14 protein-coding genes are annotated in these 18,155 nt (G+C 52.4%); 4 read left to right on the forward strand and 10 right to left on the reverse strand.

Features of this window, described 5'->3' with window-relative positions:
* Position 1: 1 nt before the first annotated feature.
* From AC3ITF_RS07650 to AC3ITF_RS07685, 8 genes are all read right to left on the reverse strand, one after another.
* Positions 2-1,027 carry an ABC transporter permease gene (locus AC3ITF_RS07650; RefSeq protein WP_096756454.1) on the reverse strand — a complete coding sequence of 342 codons (1,026 nt, stop codon included), beginning with the start codon at positions 1,025-1,027 and terminating at the stop codon, positions 2-4.
* Positions 1,027-2,121 (reverse strand): microcin C ABC transporter permease YejB, encoded by a 1,095-nt coding sequence (locus AC3ITF_RS07655; protein WP_115258009.1) that lies wholly within the window; start codon positions 2,119-2,121, stop codon positions 1,027-1,029. Before AC3ITF_RS07655 ends, AC3ITF_RS07650 begins: the two co-directional genes overlap by 1 nt.
* Positions 2,122-3,942: an extracellular solute-binding protein gene (locus AC3ITF_RS07660; RefSeq protein ID WP_420838391.1), complete on the reverse strand. Its 1,821-nt coding sequence runs from the start codon at positions 3,940-3,942 to the stop codon at positions 2,122-2,124.
* Positions 3,943-4,039: 97 nt separating this feature from the next.
* On the reverse strand, positions 4,040-5,602 hold the full coding sequence (locus tag AC3ITF_RS07665; RefSeq protein WP_489176281.1) for a cyclic di-GMP phosphodiesterase: 1,563 nt from the start codon (positions 5,600-5,602) through the stop codon (positions 4,040-4,042).
* 182 nt (positions 5,603-5,784) lie between these two features.
* Positions 5,785-6,354 carry a bifunctional murein DD-endopeptidase/murein LD-carboxypeptidase gene (gene mepS, locus AC3ITF_RS07670; RefSeq protein ID WP_096756458.1) on the reverse strand — a complete coding sequence of 190 codons (570 nt, stop codon included), beginning with the start codon at positions 6,352-6,354 and terminating at the stop codon, positions 5,785-5,787.
* A gap of 413 nt (positions 6,355-6,767) precedes the next feature.
* Positions 6,768-7,481, reverse strand: coding sequence for a phosphatase PAP2 family protein (locus tag AC3ITF_RS07675; RefSeq protein WP_115258012.1), 714 nt, complete (start codon positions 7,479-7,481; stop codon positions 6,768-6,770).
* 33 nt (positions 7,482-7,514) lie between these two features.
* Positions 7,515-8,501 carry a CobW family GTP-binding protein gene (locus tag AC3ITF_RS07680; RefSeq protein ID WP_096756460.1) on the reverse strand — a complete coding sequence of 329 codons (987 nt, stop codon included), beginning with the start codon at positions 8,499-8,501 and terminating at the stop codon, positions 7,515-7,517.
* A gap of 119 nt (positions 8,502-8,620) precedes the next feature.
* The gene (locus AC3ITF_RS07685; protein WP_489176282.1) at positions 8,621-10,087 is read right to left on the reverse strand and encodes a mannitol dehydrogenase family protein; all 1,467 of its coding nucleotides are present in this window, start codon (positions 10,085-10,087) and stop codon (positions 8,621-8,623) included.
* 202 nt (positions 10,088-10,289) lie between these two features.
* Between AC3ITF_RS07685 and uxuA the strand changes: the two genes are divergently transcribed.
* Complete coding sequence (uxuA, locus tag AC3ITF_RS07690; protein WP_489176283.1) at positions 10,290-11,480, forward strand: mannonate dehydratase; 1,191 nt, start codon at positions 10,290-10,292, stop codon at positions 11,478-11,480.
* A 46-nt stretch (positions 11,481-11,526) separates the two neighbouring features.
* On the opposite strand, the gene pdxR is transcribed toward uxuA, so the two are convergent.
* A complete protein-coding gene (gene pdxR, locus AC3ITF_RS07695) occupies positions 11,527-12,999 on the reverse strand; it encodes a MocR-like pyridoxine biosynthesis transcription factor PdxR (RefSeq protein ID WP_489176284.1) in 1,473 nt (490 codons plus the stop codon).
* 166 nt (positions 13,000-13,165) lie between these two features.
* On the opposite strand from pdxR, the gene torC reads away from it, so the two are divergent.
* The 3 genes from torC to torD are packed head-to-tail and all read left to right on the forward strand — an operon-like array spanning position 13,166 to position 17,429.
* Positions 13,166-14,293, forward strand: coding sequence for a pentaheme c-type cytochrome TorC (torC, locus tag AC3ITF_RS07700; protein WP_137362809.1), 1,128 nt, complete (start codon positions 13,166-13,168; stop codon positions 14,291-14,293).
* Between the two features lie 15 nt (positions 14,294-14,308).
* Positions 14,309-16,807: a trimethylamine-N-oxide reductase TorA gene (gene torA / locus AC3ITF_RS07705; protein ID WP_489176285.1), complete on the forward strand. Its 2,499-nt coding sequence runs from the start codon at positions 14,309-14,311 to the stop codon at positions 16,805-16,807.
* The gene (gene torD / locus AC3ITF_RS07710; RefSeq protein ID WP_117343456.1) at positions 16,797-17,429 is read left to right on the forward strand and encodes a molecular chaperone TorD; all 633 of its coding nucleotides are present in this window, start codon (positions 16,797-16,799) and stop codon (positions 17,427-17,429) included. The genes torA and torD overlap by 11 nt, the downstream gene beginning before the upstream one ends.
* A gap of 56 nt (positions 17,430-17,485) precedes the next feature.
* Here the strand turns inward: torD and yeiP are convergent, their stop codons facing one another.
* Positions 17,486-18,058, reverse strand: coding sequence for an elongation factor P-like protein YeiP (gene yeiP, locus AC3ITF_RS07715; RefSeq protein WP_096756467.1), 573 nt, complete (start codon positions 18,056-18,058; stop codon positions 17,486-17,488).
* Positions 18,059-18,155: the final 97 nt, after the last annotated feature.

The raw sequence follows: 18,155 nt of genomic DNA on the forward strand, positions 1-18,155 counted from the left end.
CTTATACCGCCTTGTTGGGATCAAATGCGTCGCGTACCGCTTCACCAATAAAGATCAGCAGCGATAATAACAGGGCTACCGACACGAACGCGGTGATCCCAAGCCACGGTGCCTGTAAGTTGTTTTTTCCCTGCAACAGCAGTTCTCCGAGCGACGGGGAGCCGAGAGGTAAGCCGAACCCCAGAAAATCTAGCGAGGTCAGTGTGGTAATTGAGCTACATAAAATAAACGGCAAAAAGGTCAGCGTGGCGACCATCGCATTCGGCAGCATGTGGCGCAGGATAATGCTGCGATCGCTCACGCCGAGCGCCTGTGCGGCGCGGATGTAATCAAAGTTTCGCGTGCGTAAAAACTCTGCGCGTACCACGCCGACCAGGCTCATCCAGCCAAACACGACCGTAATGGCCAATAGCCACCAGAAGTTGGGTTGGACGACGCTGGAGAGCAGGATTATCAAAAATAGCGTCGGCATCCCGGACCAGACTTCAATGAAGCGTTGCCCCCACAGGTCCACCTTTCCGCCGTAATAGCCCTGCAGCGCACCGGCCATCACGCCCATGACGCTGGAGCACAGGGTTAACATCAAACCAAACAGGATGGAAATGCGGGTCCCATAGAGGATGCGCGCCAGTACGTCGCCGCCGTTGGCATCGGTGCCCAGCCAGTTTTGTGCGGACGGCGGGGAAGGGAAGGGGGTGTCGGTGGCAAAGTTAATGCTGGTGGCGCCAAAGCGCACGGGTGCCCACAGGATCCATCCCTGGCTTTCCAGACGCTGCTGCAGCCAAGGATCCTGATAATCTGCTTTGGTGGCTAACGGGCCGCCGAAATCGCTTTCACTGTAGTTTTTGACCAGTGGAAAGTACCAGCTGCCGTCATAGCGCACCAGCAGTGGCTTATCATTGGCAATCAGCTCGGAACACAGGCTTAAGCCGAACAGCAGCAGAAAAATCCACAGCGACCAGTAGCCACGGCGATTGTGGCGAAAACGCGCCCAGCGGGCCTGATTGACGGGGCTTAAGCGCGACATTAGCGTCCCTCGAAATCAATACGCGGATCGACCAGCGTATAGCTAATATCACTGAGGATATTGAGCAGCAGGCCGATCAGCGTGAAGATATAAAGCGTACCAAACATCACCGGATAGTCGCGTGACACGGTTGATTCATAGCCCAGTAATCCCAGACCGTTCAGCGAGAACATGACTTCAATCAACAGTGAGCCGGTGAAAAACATACTGATGAAGGTGGCTGGGAAACCGGCTATCACTAACAGCATGGCGTTACGAAAGACGTGTTTGCGCAGAATGTTTTTCTCGCTAACGCCTTTAGCGCGCGCGGTGACGACATACTGTTTGCGAACCTCATCCAGAAAGGAGTTTTTGGTTAGCATCGTCAGTGCGGCAAATCCACCCACCACCGTTGCCACCACCGGCAGGGTGATATGCCACAGATAATCGGTGATTTTTTGATACCAGGGCAGAGCGTCAAAATTGGCGGAAACCAGACCGCGTAGCGGGAAAAGGTCGTAATAGCTGCCGCCGGCAAAGAAAACGATCAATAAAATTGCAAATAGGAATGCGGGGATGGCGTAGCCGATAATAATGAATGCGCTGCTCCACACGTCAAAGCGGCTGCCGTTGTACACCGCTTTGCGGATCCCCAGCGGAATCGACACCAGATAGATAATCAGCGTACTCCATAATCCCAGCGTGACGGAGACGGGCAGGCTGTCTTTGATTAATGTCAGGACCGAGGCGCTGCGAAACAGGCTGTCGCCAAAATCGAAGCGGATATAGTTCCAGAGCATGTTGAAATAACGTTCGTGAATCGGTTTATCGAATCCGTAACGGCGGGTGATTTCAGCAATCACTTCCGGATCCAGGCCGCGACCACCACGATAATTGCTGTCGCTGATGTTCCCGACGCCAGTTTGCGCGTGGCTGGCACGCACACCCTCACTACCGGCGCCCGGCAGTGCGCCACTTTGCCCGAATTCAATGGCGGCGACGGCCTGCTCGACCGGGCCGCCTGGGGCAATCTGCACGATAAAAAAGTTGATGGTAATGATGGCCCAGAGCGTCGGGATCACCAGCAGCAGACGTCGAATCAGATATGCGCCCATTTATTCTCCCTGTCGTCTGGCAGCGGGAAGTTTGGCCGCTTTGTTGACGTCATACCACCAGTTGTCCACGCCGATGGTGTAAATCGGGCGAACGGCAGGCTGCGAAAATTTGTCCCACCATGCCAGCCGATCTTCGGCCATAAACCACATCGGCAACATGTAATAATTCCAGGTTAACACGCGGTCCAGCGCGCGTCCCAGCGGGATAAGTTTTGCTTTATTACCTTGCGCCGCAATGATCTGGCTAATCAGCTTATCAATGACCGGGCTTTGCACGCCGGGGGCGTTATAGCTGGAATCAATATATTCGGAGGCCCACAGAATTTGCAGATCCGAGCTGGGCCACGGCATCGCGCGATACAGCCTTGGCATCATGTCATAGTCGCGGCTGCGCAGGCGATTGGTGATTTGTGAGTTATCGACCTGGCGGATATTCATCGTAATGCCCAGCCGCTGCAGGTTATGCTGAAACGGCAATACCCATTGGCTGTTACTGCCTGCCGGGAGCAACAGCTCAAAAGTCAGCGCTTTGCCGCTGGTGATGTTGACCCGCTGCTGCCCCTTCAATACCCATCCGGCCTTGTCCAGGAGTGCACTGGCCTTCAGCAGGTTTTCACGATCGTAACCGTCGCCTTTTGATGTGGGTGGCTGATAGATTTGGCTGAAGACTTCGGGAGGCAGATCGTTTTTCATCGGCGCAAGTAGCACCAGCTCATCCGCGTCGGGATAATTTTTGGCGGCATATTCGGTGTTCTGGAAATAGCTGGTTGTCCTGCTCCAGGCATTATAAAACAACGCCTTATTCATCCATTCAAAATCAAAGGCCAGCGTGATCGCCTCACGAACACGGCGGTCGCTGAACACCGGACGCTGGATGTTAAACGCTAACCAGCGCGTATCCTGCGCCGACTCGTTTTTTTGTTCGGCTTTGACGATGTACTGTTTTGTGAAGTTCTTACCGGTATAACGTGTTGCCCAGTTTTTGGCATCGTTCTCAAGACGCAGGTCAAATGCACCGGCTTTAAATGCTTCAAAGGCCACGTTGTCATCAAGGTAATAGTCGTAGCGGAGGGTATCAAAATTCCAGCGCCCACGATTAACCGGCAGGTCAGCGGCCCAGTAATCTTTGACCCGTGAGTAGACGATATACTGCCCCATTTTCCATTGGGTGATGCGGTAAGGTCCGCTAGCAAGGGGTGGGGAGGATAACGGGTCGCTGAGCTTGTGATCCTTCCAGTATTTCTCTGGCATCACCGGTAATGAAAACAGGCTGAGCATGTCTTCTTTACCCGGTTTGGCTAACTCAATTCGCACGGTTAACGGGGCGATCGCTTTAACGGTGGTCCCTTTGTATACCAGACGAAACTGCGGCACGCCTTCGGTCATAAATTTGTGGAAGGTAAAGGCAACGTCGCGGGCGGTGATCGGCGACCCATCGTGAAAACGCGCGCGCGGGTTAATGGCGATTTCAACCCAGGAATAGTCGTCCGCGTAGCGGGCTCTGTCGGCAATGAGCGGGTAATAGCTACCGGGTTCATCATCGGAAGTGGTAAACAGCGCATCGTAAAGTGATTCAGTCCGGGCGCCGGGATTCCCTCGCATCGAGTAGCGGTTGAAATTATCGAAGGTGCCGATGGACGAGAGCGTGATTTTCCCCCCTTTGGGGGCAGCGGGATTCACATAGTCGAAGTGGGTAAAATTGAACGCATACTTGGGTTCGCCCAGTACGGAAAATGCATAGCTTTCTTTGATGGACTGAGCCTGAGCGCTAAAACCTATAACGGTGAAAAATAGCAGCAGTACGCGAACAATCCTATGCACGGGTTTTCCTTTTCTTGTCCACCTGCCGATGGACCTCATGTCCGAGCCTCGGGGAGGTTCCGGCAAGCGTAGTGTATCGACGAATCGCACTGTGCGATCACCACTTTGGCATATCTGGCTTCGCCATCCAGCGTACGAAATCAGCCAGCTTTAACGGACGGCTGACCCAGTAACCCTGGAAGAAATGCACGCCGCGATCGCGCAGCCACCGGGCCTGCTCCTGCGTTTCTACGCCTTCAGCAACCGTCAGCATATTGAGGCGTCTGGAGAGTGTCAACACGGCATCCAGTACCGGCGACGTCAGCGTCTCGGTACCAATGGCATTGATAAATCCACGGTCAATCTTCAGGTAATCGACCGTAAAACGTTCCAGATAGATAAGGGCACTATGGCCGGTGCCGAAATCATCAATGGCAATTTCGAGCCCGGCAGCATGCAGCCATTCAAAAATTTTCGTGGCTTCGTGCTGATCGAGCATATCGCGTTCGGTGATTTCCAGTACCACCTGAAAGTAGTTGGCGGGTAACGAGGCGCTCAGTTCCTGAATATCTGCTTTGAAACTCTCACCATGCAAATGTGAAGGCGCGATGTTGATCCCCAATTTTGCGCCCTTGGGGAGTACTTTTTGTAGGGCAGGGGCATCGCTGGCCACCAGCTTAAAGAGATGCTGCGTGAGTGGCACAATCATTTGCTGCGATTCGGCGTAATGAATAAAGGCATCAGGCGGGATCTCGCCCGTCGTTGGATGACGCCAGCGTAATAAGACTTCTACGCCTTTTACCTCCAGCGTTTGCATCTCCATGACCGGTTGGTAGACCACATAAAACTGATTGTGCTTGATGGCGTTCAGAATATCTTTCCCGGGCCGTAAACGGAGGGTGTAGATGTAGTACCAGACAAGCAGGGCCGCCATAATCCCAGCCATGCATCCCAGCATGAGGGAATACCAGATATCGTTATACGTCCACTCTTCTGCGTACAATCGAACGGTCACCGGCAGGCCGTCAATCGTCGCCTGTCGTGGGGTTGAGGCATCAGGAAGATCGGAGACGGGTATCAGGTGAGCTGAAAATGTCGAAATAGCCGTCTTGCCCACGATAATAGCAATACCGTCAAAATCATCTTGCCGGGCGGTATAGAGAAGATAGGGGGCCAGATTGATGTTCAGTGAACTAAATACGCCGCTATTCGGCAAGGCAGGATGACGATACCAAATCATTATTGCGGGTTTGTCAGGCACCATCGGCGTACCCGGGAGCAGGGCCACATCGATATCGTGGTTGATATTAATCGACGGCATCAGCTCCTGGATGGGGGTGTTCATGGGGCCCGTTGCGGAAGAGCAAAATGCGATGCTGTCTTTTACCAGCAAAAAAGCCCGTACGTTCAGGCTAAAGGCCGCGCTGGAGGTTAGTTTCGTGGCAACTTGTTGGCAACTGTCAGTGACCAAGGGTTGTAGTTCATCGGTGGTCGTTTTGAGTTCTGAGAAGTAACTTTTGACGTAATTCTGTATATCGGAGAGCAGCGTGTCGTACTTCACTTCTCGTTTATGCCACGAGACGAAAAATTGCAGTGTGCTGACGAGTAAGGCGACGACGAGCCCCGTTAAAATACAGGGGATCAGGATTTTCCGACCGGAAGAAGAGGCACGTTTGAACATAGTTCTTTATGTTTACCTGCAGTAACTGCTTATTATTAAACCGCTTAATTTGTAAGACTATAGCCTGGATTGACGCTTATCGTGAGATTTTTCTGTTGTGTAAAAGAAAAGCAAAAAGCACCGCCTAAGCAGTGCTTTTGATTTGTCTCATCAGGATAGCCAAGGGATAGCTGCCAAACGAATTAACTGCGACTCAGAACCCGGCGGGCTTCGTTGTAACGCTTTTTCCAGTAAGGCTCGTTCATACTGGAAATAACAACGCCGCTGCTGGTCGAGGCATGTACAAACTGGTTGTTACCGATATAAATACCGACGTGACGGCCCGTAGAGCCCGCACGGAACAGAACCAGATCGCCGGTGCGCAGATTGGTGCGCGAAACGGATTTACCCGTTTCCTGTTGTTCGTAGGTTGAGCGAGGAAGCTCTAAACCAAATTGTTCACGGAATGTACGCTGTACAAAACTTGAACAATCAATCCCTTTCTTAGTGCTGCCGCCAAGGCGGTAACGCACGCCTTTCCAGTCAGCGTATTGGTCCATAATACGAGATTTAACATCGATATTACGTACCATACTTTCAAATTCATCCTGAGAGGCTTGCAGTGAAGAGTTATCTCCATTGCCCACAGCATGCGTCTCAGAATGCATATTCTTGGCGGTGTTCGTTGTGCTACATGCAGAAAGCAGAACCGCAACTGCTATCGCGGGTATGCCTCGCAAGATATATCTCAAAATCGGTTGAGATTTGACCATGTTGTTTGTTTTCCCTTGAAGTCCTTAACGATAAATATCGTTATAAAAAATGCCAAACGTGACGAGACTAATTACCTACGCACGATGAGACAATTCTTTATGGTCAAATCTGTGGTAGAACGCACAAATTTATTCGTAAAGAGAATAATTATCTCGCGAGGCAAAACGAGTTCGAGATTACCCGATCGCCACAGTCATTGCGAGTGATTTTACGTGATTTCTTATAAGAAAAATTGATACAGAAAGTGAATAAACGGCATTGGCTAAATTAAGAACAATTAGGCTGAAAAACACGCAATTCATTCATTTTAAACAGGAATAAGATGACAAGAGAATGACAGTCAGCAAGAGAGATTATCGTCAGATATCATCAGGGAATCAGAAGTATCCCTGATGATGTTAATTACTCTGCGTTATTTGTTTAAAAAATGTTTGTTTTTACCGGGGAGATAATTCGTGAACAGGGTGACCAAACGGTCGCTTAATGGTGTCATTAGCCACCAGGGCAGGCCAATCAAAACGACGGTCATCGAACCGACCACGATATCAGTAAGCCAGTGAGCACCAATCATTACGCGAGGAAAGGCAAAAACCACAGCGATAATAAGGCCGATTAATCCTGCGACTTTTCCGAAATACCGCAGCATAAATGCGGAAAAAATAAGCAGCATCATGCCGTGATCGCCCGGGAAGCTGTCTCTTGACGCATCTTTGGTTGAAATATGCAGCAGCTCGCTGACACGATGAATATTATCCAGCATCAGCGTTGGACTGGCGCGTTTAACCGGAATAAGCGCCTGGCCTAACTGATTTAATACCACCGCCGTGAGCAGCATCACCAGACCAATTGCGATGATACGGCGGCGACCGTCCGGGGTTTCTTTGCGCCAAAAACTCAGCATCAGGGCACCCATTGCCAGCAGCGAGCAGCCGTCAAACGCGCGGTTGTTGGTGATAGCGACAACCCACAGGAACATTGGGCTGTCGACCAGTTTTTGGTTGAAGAAATGGAAAACACCAAAATCGATGGAATACCAGAACCCATGTCCGGCTGGAATATACCAGGACAGAAACAGCGCCAGACCTGCGATATTAAGCAGGAGAATAAAAGGGTATCGGGTTTTCATCGTCGTTCACCATTGCCAAAATCGCAGGCAACCTTACGCGTTAGCGTCTAAACGAAGCTTCAACAATGCACCCTGTAACGCGTTCCAGTCAGTCTCGGTGTCCGAGATGAGTTCAATACGGCTGTCCGGAGGTGCGACGTTTTGGGTCTCAATGTGCCAGTCATCACCCTGACGGTTGATGCGTACCAATCCTTCCTTGATTCGCATGACGCCTTTTACGCGACCTACCGGCGCGAGACGCGACCATTCCAGCAGGCCGATGGTATCGAACACGGTGTCCGCATCGAAAATCCAGCCGCAGGCCTGATGCCCCTGACCGCTGTTGAGACTACGACGCCAGCGCTGCTGTGCCGGCAGGCTCAGTGCCGCCAGCCCTTTTTTGTCGGCATGCTGGTGGGCGTGTGCCGCACTTGTGGGAAGCTCAGCCAGATTCAGACGCGGTAAATCCAGTAACTGCGTGTCAATGTGTCCATGGTCGGCATGAACCAACTGACGGTGACCGCCGTAGTGCTGCCACCAGGTTTGCAAGGCATGTTCACTTTCAGCCGTAGCGCGATCGGTTTTGTTGGCGACGATAACGTCAGCGGCGGCCAGCTGGTCGCGGAAATTCTCATTGGCGACGCTTTTTTCATCCAGCAGCAGGCGAGGGTCAAGGATACAGAGTGTCGCGCGCAGATCGATCCACGGTTCGTAAACCGGGGCGGTGAGTAAATCCAAAATCTGTTTTGGATGCCCGAGGCCGGTAGGTTCGATCAATAACCGGTCGGGTTTGCCCTGACGCAGTAACGTATTAAGGCCTACCTGCATCGGCAAACCGTTAACACAACACATGCATCCTCCGGGGATCTCTTTTAGCAGTGCGCCGCTGTCGGCCAACAGCGCGCCGTCAATACCGACTTCGCCAAACTCATTGACCAGCACAGCCCACTTCTCAGCGGGATCTTTGTTGGCGAGTAAATGAAGAATAGAGGTGGTTTTACCGCTGCCGAGAAAACCGGTAATGAGGTTGGTTTTGGTCACGTTGGCTCCAGAATCATCAAATGCTGTTATAGCGTTCAACAATCCTGGCGAAAAAAGGATAAAAAGAGAAGGGCAGAGAGGACGAAGGTGCGCTTCGTCCCGCTGAATGGCAGAAATTGTTAATTTTTTAACGTCTGCATGACGGCCTGATGCGCGCCATATTGCGCAATATTCTGCCAGGCCTGCTCGATAGCTGCGACGAATTGCGGATTCTGCACCAGATCGGGGGCAAAAATCTCGCGCAGGGAAAGCAGTGCGCTGACGCGCTCTGATAGGGAACTGTGCTCGACAAGCGCGCGGATCTTATCACGCAACGGATCGCGCACATCAATGGCTGCACCCGCATCATCAATGCCGCTCACGTAGCGCATCCAGCCCGCAACGCCCAGTGCCAGCAGAGGCCAGTCGCTTTGCCGTGATAAATGTATGCGGATCCCTTCCAGCATTCTTTGCGGCAATTTTTGGCTGCCGTCCATCGCGATTTGCCATGTCTTATGCTTCAGTGCTGGATTGGCAAAACGTTGCAGCAGGCTTTCGGCATACTGATTTAGATCGACGTTAGTGATGTGCAGCGTGGGGGCCTGCTCCGTCATCATCAGACGGTAAGCCGCTTCACGAAAGGCATTGTCCTGCATGCAATCGCTGATGTGCTGAAACCCGGCCAGATAGCCAAGATAGGCCAGAAATGAGTGACTGCCGTTTAGCATCCGCAGTTTCATCTGTTCCCACGGCAGCACGTCATCAACCATCTGGACACCGGCGGTTTCCCACTGCGGGCGGCCGGCGACAAAATTGTCTTCAATCACCCACTGGATAAACGGCTCACAGCTGATGCCACAGGGGTCAGCGATGCCCAGCGCTTGGGCAATTTCTTCCAGCGATTCGTCGGTTGCGGCAGGGACAATTCTGTCGACCATGGTGCCCGGAAAACTGACCTGCTGTTGTATCCACGCCGCCAGCTCAGGCGAACGTTTTTGCGCCATGCCCAGGATCGCGTTTTTCACCACATGCCCGTTGTCCGGGATGTTATCGCACGAGAGTACGGTAAACGGCGGTAATCCGCGTTCGCGTCGGCGATGCAGGGCTTCGACGATAATGCCCGGCGCTGAGTGCGGTTCATCCGGCGACTGCAAATCATGAATAATGCGTGGGTTTGTGACATCAAGCGACCCGGTGGACGGATCAATACAGTAGCCTTTTTCCGTGATGGTTAACGACACAATCGCCACCTGCGGTTCACAGAATTTTTCAATAATGGCCGCCAGCGAATCCAGCGTGGCGTTCAGGCATTCGTTAACGGCACCTATCACTATCGGTTGATTGCCGTCAGCACCTTTTTCTAACACGGTATACAGATGATCCTGCTCACGAAGCTGGCTCATCAGCCGATCGCCGCTGAACAAGCTGATCTCACAAATCCCCCAGTTTCCTCCCTGCGTATTGAGTACGCGATCGGTCAACAATGCTTGATGAGCACGGTGAAAAGCACCGAAACCAAAATGTACGATCCGCGAGGTTAAGCGTTGGCGATCGTACAGTGGCATCTGTACATTTTTGGGGAGTGAAGCCGAGGCAATTGTCTTCATTAAATACACCTGATTAACCATTAATTAACAATGGCAGTATAAAGTTATATGACAGCAAGTTAAATTGGTGTGCCTTATTTATCCGGGGAATGTGAGCTGGATCAATCAATCATCGGCGTTCTGTTGATCATCCACCCGATGCCTGTATGGTAGTCGTCATGCAGCTAACTTAATTTGGTATAACAACTTGTGAGGTGAAGCAATGGAACAAACCTGGCGTTGGTACGGACCTAACGATCCGGTATCGCTTGATGATGTGCGTCAGGCTGGCGCAACCGGTGTTGTGACCGCCTTGCACCACATTCCTAATGGTGAAGTGTGGCCGGTAGAAGAGATTCAAAAGCGACAGGCTATTTTGGCTGAAAAGGGGCTGACCTGGTCGGTGGTGGAAAGCATTCCCGTTCACGAAGACATCAAAACCCAGTCTGGACAGTATCAAACGTGGATCGCTAATTATCAGCAGAGTATCCGTAATCTGGCGACCTGCGGCATTGATACCGTGTGCTATAACTTCATGCCGATCCTCGACTGGACGCGCACTGACCTTGAATATCAGCTCCCGGACGGTTCTAAAGCCCTGCGCTTCGATCAAATTGCCTTTGCGGCCTTTGAGCTGCACATCCTGCAACGCCCCGGTGCGGAAGCGGATTACACCGCAGAAGAACAGCGTCAGGCTCTGGATTATTTCAATGCCATGAGCGAAGCCGATGTAGAGAAGCTGACTCGCAATATTATCGCCGGTCTGCCGGGTGCAGAAGAAGGTTATACGCTGGACAAGTTTCGCGCGCGCCTGGCGGAGTATGACGGTATCAGTAAAGACGATCTGCGCAATAATATGGCCGTATTCCTGCGCGCAATTGTGCCGGTAGCTGAAGAAGCAGGCGTGCGCCTGGCCGTGCATCCTGACGATCCGCCGCGCCCGATCCTCGGCCTGCCGCGTATTGTTTCCACCATTGAAGATATGCAGTGGTTGAAAGAAACAGTAGACAGCATCTATAACGGCTTCACCATGTGTACCGGTTCTTACGGTGTACGGGCGGATAACGATCTGGTGAAAATGATTGAAACCTTTGGCGATCGTATTCACTTTACGCATTTGCGTTCGACCTGCCGTGAAGATAACCCGAAAACCTTCCATGAAGGTGCTCACCTGCAGGGCGACGTAGATATGGTCTCTGTGGTGGCGGCGATCCTGCGTGAAGAACAGCGTCGTAAGAAGGCGGGCGATCTGCGTCCTATCCCAATGCGTCCGGATCACGGGCATCAGATGCTGGACGATCTGTACAAGAAAACCAATCCGGGTTACTCCGCAATTGGTCGTCTGAAAGGGCTGGCAGAAGTTCGTGGCGTTGAGCTGGCGCTGAAACAAACGCAGTTCCGCGATCTGCTGTAATGGCATCAACAGGGATTGGGCGAGTCGCTCGATCCCTGTTCTGCCTTCAGGGCTGAATTAACGCCTGCTCCAGCACTCTCAGCACTTTATTGATCTGCGGTAACTGCAACCCGCCAAAACCGAAAAACATCACCCCGGCGTTGTTCTCCTTGCGCCAGATTTCTTCTGAACCATTTTCAATGTCCTGTAACGTATCAAAGCGAACACCTGCCTGCAGGCAGCGCTGTTGCAGCAAGGCGATGACGTCGGGCGAGCGATCGATGTGTAACGAGAGATGCAGGCCCGCCGTTGCGCCGTCAATTTTTCCGTCGGGGAACAGCGCAGAAAGACCGTCCCGGAGAAGCGCGAGCCGGGACGCGTAGCTGCAGGCCAGTTTGCCGAGGTGGGTATAAAAAACCTGATTTTGCATTAACTCAGCGAGAAACTGTTGCAATAACCACTGGCTGCCGTTGTTGTTTAACGCTTTCATATTCTGCACTGCCGGGAGCAGTTCATCCGGGCAAATGAGATAGCCAAGACGCGCACCCGGCCCCAGCGTTTTTGAGAATGTCCCCATATAGATAACCCGATCGTGATAATCCATGGCTTTCAGCGCGGGGAGGGGATTTTCGCCGTACGTAAAAACGGCATCATAATCATCTTCGATAATGTACGCCCCGACACGCTGCGCCCAGGTCAGCAACGACAGACGCCGCTCCATTGAAAGCACGCTCCCCATCGGATACTGATGTGCGGGCGTCACGTAACAAAGTTGGGTTGCATATTCGGGTAATTTATCCGTGCACAGTCCCTGATTATCCACCGCGATAGGCGTAATGTCGGCACCGTAGTAATTAAACAGATGCCAGGCTCCAGAATAACAAGGGGATTCGGTCACAATATGACACTTTTTTTCCTGGCTTGCCGCGTGATGAATAATAAATATTTGGCTGAGCAGTGATAACCCTTCCTGAATTCCGTTGGTAATAATGATGTTTTCTGCGCGAGTATTAATTCCCCGGGATAGATTAAGGTATCTGACCATTTGCTCACGCAATGAAAATAATCCATTTGGTGAATGATATCGGGTAAACAATTGCTCTTTTAGTACGCTGGGAGCATTATTCCATTTTCGCCAGCTTGACCAGGGAAAGGCATTGGGATCGGGGACGCCCATCCGGCAATAAAAATCCCGTCCCATCTCACCGTAAACATCGGTGGAAACGCCTGCAGGCTCAGGCTTTACCGGCGGTGAACCCTGGGCTAACGGTATGTGTGCTGCGGGTGTACGTACTGGTGTAGTAAAGATCACTTCATAGCCAATACCCTGTCGGCTCTTAATCAACCCTGCCGCCATCAATTTTTCATACGCCATAACGACTGTGATTTTGGCCACGTTCAGCGCCTGCGCCTGCTCGCGGATAGAAGGAAGTTTGTCCCCGCACAGCAAATTCCCCCGCTGAATAGCCTGAAAATAAAATTGAAAGATCTGCAGTTGCAGCGATGTACGGCTTTCTCTGTTGAGAAACAGTGCCAGCATGAGAAATTCCTTATTAAAACGATAGCCGCATATTACGAGTTTCCATTTTTAACTATTTTGACTCGCCTCATAGAGTGAACGCTGTTCCTATACTCTGCTGCCGGTGTCTCTATTCTCCTTTTTTAATATCCCTTAGCGTGTCGCAATTAAAATAAGGGAGCCAAATATGTCGTGGATGAGAAAGAACGCACTATGGTGGGCATTCGGTGGAGCCGTTGCCATGGCCTTTGCCATTTGGGGAACGTGGCAAGGCGTGCATTACACCAGTAGCACCGAGTTTTGTTTGTCGTGCCATTCGATGCGTACGGTGGGGGAGGAATATCAGACCAGCATACATTTTCGCAATGCCTCCGGCGTGCGTGCCGAGTGTAAGGATTGCCATATTCCACCAGGCATCGTTCCGACGCTTCTGCGCAAAACGGAAGCCTTGAACGATCTCTACCATACGTTTATTTCACCGTCGATTGATACGCCTGAAAAGTTTACCGCCAAGCGGGCAGAACTTGCTCAGCGGGAATGGGCGCGAATGAGCGCCAATAATTCAGCGGCCTGTAAATCCTGCCATAGCTATGAGGCGATGGATCACGGCAAGCAATCGACGAATGCAGCGGCACAAATGACCGCAGCGGCGGCGAAAGACAGCAACTGCATTGACTGTCACAAAGGTATTGCCCATCACAAGCCTGATATGAGTAGCGGCTTTCGCGATCGGTTTAAGCAACTCCAACGCCAGGGAGAGACGCCGTCGGAGGCGACCACGCTGTTTTCGTTAGGCGAGAAAGCCCTGACGGCAACGGCTGGGAGTCCCGCCGGTAAAGCGCTACTTTTTCCGGCCACCGAAGTCAGAGTTCTGAAAAAAGAGGGCAGTAATGTCCAGTTGGAAGTGACGGGGTGGCGTGAAAGCAAAGGTCGTGGGCGGGTGATCACGCAGTTTATGGGCAAACGCGTTTTCTCCGCGGTGCTTGATGATTCCCTGATGGCAAACGTAAAAATTCTGCAAACCCAGGTTGACCCAGATTCGCACCAGCAGTGGCAGCAAGTGAGCGTGACCGCATGGACCTCCGCGCAGGGGCTTATCACCAGTATTGCACCGGTGTGGGAATACTCGGAACAAATGCTGCAATCCACCTGCAGCGCCTGCCACAGCACACCGCCGACCATCCGTTATACCGCCAATGGCTGGATTGCCGGACTAAAAGCGATGTCGACCTATTACCGGCTTAATCCGGTGGAAGAACGCACGCTGTTGAAATACCTCCAGACGCACGCCAGCGATGTGCCTGCCCCCCAATAATAAAGAGGATAATGTATGGATATTCACGATTTTAATCCGTCCCGTCGCCGTTTTCTGAGCGGTATGCTGGCGGTAGGTGCCGCCAGTGCGCTGGCGCCGAACCCGCTGATATCAAAGGTATGGGCGGCAGGAGAAAACCCTGAACAGTGGATCCAGTCCGGCTCGCATTACGGCGCTTTTGAAGCCAAAGTGGTCAACGGCGAGTGGACCGAAACCCGGCCCTTTAAACACGACAAATATCCGTGCGATATGCTGAATGCAGTACGTGAAGTGGTCTACAACCCTTCGCGAGTCCGCTACCCGATGGTCCGTCTGGACTGGTTACGTAAGCGTGAAAAATCAGACCGCAGCCAGCGCGGTGATAACCGTTTTGTGCGGGTCAGTTGGGATCGGGCGCTGGATCTGTTTTACGAAGAGCTGGAACGGGTGCAAAAAAACTACGGATCTTCCGGCGTATTTACCGGGTTGGCCGACTGGCAAATGGTGGGCAAATACCATAAAGCAGGTGGCGCAATGGACAGGGGGCTCGGCCTGCACGGGAGCTATGTCACCACCGTTGGCGACTACTCGGCGGCGGCTGCACAGGTCATCTTGCCGCATGTGATTGGTTCGCTGGAAGTCTACGAGCAGCAAACCTCGCTGCCGCTGGTGATTGAGAATACCCATACCATCGTGTTGTGGGGCTGCGATCCGATTAAGAATTTGCAGATAGAATTCCTGGTACCCGACCACGAAGCGTTTGGCTACTGGCAGCAGATTAAAGAGGCGGTCGCACAGGGCAAAATGCGCGTCATCAGCGTTGATCCGGTGCGCAGTAAATCGCAAAACTATCTGGGTGCTGAACAACTGGCGCTGCGACCGCAAACCGATGTTGCTTTGCTGCTGGCGCTCGCGCACACCTTGTATGAAGAAAAACTGTACGACACGGCATTTATTAACGATTACACCGTCGGCTTTGAACAGTTTTTACCGTACCTGACGGGCGAGACTGACAAGCAGGTGAAAAACGCCGAATGGGCAGCCCAAATCTGTGGCCTGAGCGCAGAACAAATCCGTGACTTCGCCCGCCTGCTGGTGAAAGGCCGCACGCAGTTTATGGGCGGCTGGTGCGTCCAGCGTATGCACCACGGAGAGCAGTATCCCTGGATGCTGGTGGTGCTGGCGAGCATGGTCGGACAAATTGGTTTACCGGGCGGCGGCGTAGGATTTGGCTGGCACTACAACGGCGGTGGAACGGTAACGTCGGCCGGGCCTGTGCTGTCGGGGCTGGGAAGTATTAACAATCCCCCAGAGGCGAAATATAAAGCGGATTTTCGTGGCGCATCGGCGCATATTCCCACCTCGCGTATCGTCGACTGCCTGCTTGCGCCGGGTAAGAAAATTGCCTTCAACGGTGAAACGTTAACCTGGCCTGATATCAAAATGGCCGTCTACAGCGCGGCCAATCCGTTCCATGCGCAGCAGGATCGCAACCGCATGATTGAGGCATGGAAGAAGCTGGAAACCGTCGTGGTGTTAGATCACCAATGGACTGCATCCTGTCGTTTTGCCGATATTGTCCTGCCCGTCACCACGCGTTTTGAGCGTAACGACATTGAGCAGTTTGGCACCCATTCGAATAAAGGGCTGATGGCGCTGCATCAGGTAGTCAAACCACAATTTGAAGCGCGTCATGACTTTGATGTGTTTGCCGGGCTGTGTAAGCGCTTTGATAAAGAAGCGGTATACCGTGAAAACCGCGATGAAATGCAGTGGGTACAAGCGCTTTATGACGAAGGCGTGAAGATGGGCGCGTCTCTCGGCGTTACCTTACCGGACTTTAACACCTTCTGGAAAGGGGACGGATACGTTGAATATCCGGCGGGGCAGCCGTGGGTGCGTCACGGTGAGTTCCGCGACCAGCCCGATCTTAATCCGTTAGGCACCCCGTCGGGGCTTATTGAAATCTACAGTAAAACCATCGCGGGTTTTCAATATGAAGATTGTCCAGGACACCCGGTGTGGATGGAGCCGTTTGAACGTAGCCATCAGGGCAAGACGAATAAATATCCGCTGCATCTGCAATCCTGTCACCCGGACAAGCGTCTGCACTCGCAGTTATGCTCAAGCGAGGCGTTTCGTAACACCTACGCGGTGGCCGGCAGAGAACCGCTCTACATCAGCGAGCAGGATGCAACCGCCCGCGGTTTAAAAGCCGGAGATATTGCTCGCGTCTTTAACGCCCGAGGTCAGGTGCTGGCGGGCGTAGTGATTAGCGCCGATTTTCCCGCTGGCGTGATCCGCATTCATGAAGGGGCGTGGTATTCCCCGCAGGAAGGCGGGAAAGCCGGGACGCTATGCACCTATGGCGATCCGAATGTCCTGAGTGCGGATATTGGGACATCGCAGCTGGCGCAAGGCCCTTCCGCGCATTCCGTGCTGGTAGAGGTTGAACGCTTCCAGCAGAAGGCCCCGCAGGTAACCGCTTTCGGTGGACCTGCGACAGTGAAAGAGGAGGGGGCCAGTGCCGCATAATCACATTCATCAGCAGCGTGCAGCAGTATATCAGTGGTTTTCGCAACTGCTGTTTCGTGAACTGGACGAGAAGCAATTAGCCCGTCTTGAGAGCGAGGAGAGCCGGGAGTGGATGACCTCACTGACGGGGATCCCCGGACTGGCTGCTGACGTCAAAAAGTTAGCGCGTAGTCTGGCTCAGGTGCTGCGGCGCGAATGCCGACAACTGGAGCTGGCGGCCGATTTTGCTTCACTGTTTTTGCTGGCCCCTCCACAGAGCGTGTCGCCTTATGCAGGGCATTACCCGCACACGACGGCACCTGAAGAACGACGGCAAATGAATGTGCTGTTAGTCGAACAGGGGCTGGCTGCGCGGGAGAATGAACCTGCCGATCATATTGCGGTACAGCTGGCGTTAATGGCGAAAATGGTGGGCAAAGAGCAGAGCGTCGCTGAGCAATATTACTTTTTGCATCATCATATTATGTGCTGGGCATCATTGTTCCGGGATAGCTGTCTGCATCGCGACGGCGAGGGCTTTTACCCTCAGGCGGTTAATGTCATCGTGCGTTTTATGCGCGAGGATGAGCAGTATCTGGAATCATTATTGATGGATGATTTTTATCTCAGCAGTCAGCGCTGAAAACAGCAAAGGGACAGTGTGCGCTGTCCCTTTTAGTCTGTGTCTTAGCAGAAACGTTAGTCTGCACGCCCCATATAACGGCGTTCTTCGATATGAATGCGGATTTTCTCACCGGCACTCAGATACTCAGGAACCAGGATCACCAGGCCGGTGGTCAGGGTGGCTGGCTTGTTACGTGCACTGGCTGACGCACCTTTAATGCCAGGTGAGGTTTCAACGATCTCAAGGTCTACGGTCTGTGGCAGTTCAAGCGCCAGCAGTTGGCCATCCCAGGTCAGCACCTGCATGTCCGGCATTCCGCCTTCCGGGATAAACAGCAACTCTTCTTCGATCTGGTCTTTGGTGAAGGTATACGGGGTATAGTCTTCTTTATCCATAAAGACATATTCGTTGCCATCGACGTAAGAGAAATCAACGCCACGACGGCTCAGGGTGACGGTATCCACAATATCGTCGCCTTTGAAGCGCTCTTCGACTTTTAGGCCGGTACGGACATCAGAAAAACGCATTTTGTACAGCGTGGCTGCACCACGTGCGCTCGGTGATTGAATATCAATGTCTTTTACAATCAGCAACTTGCCGTTGTAGTTAAGTACCATACCTTTTTTAATTTCGTTCGCTCTTGGCATCGAAAAAATCCTGTAGTGAGGAGTGTCTAAAATATCGCGTCAAACTACTCGCGCCGGGTCATTCAGGCAAGCGGAATTCGCACTTTTGCGGGTGCAA

Source organism: Citrobacter sp. KH_055_1, from assembly GCF_057838705.1.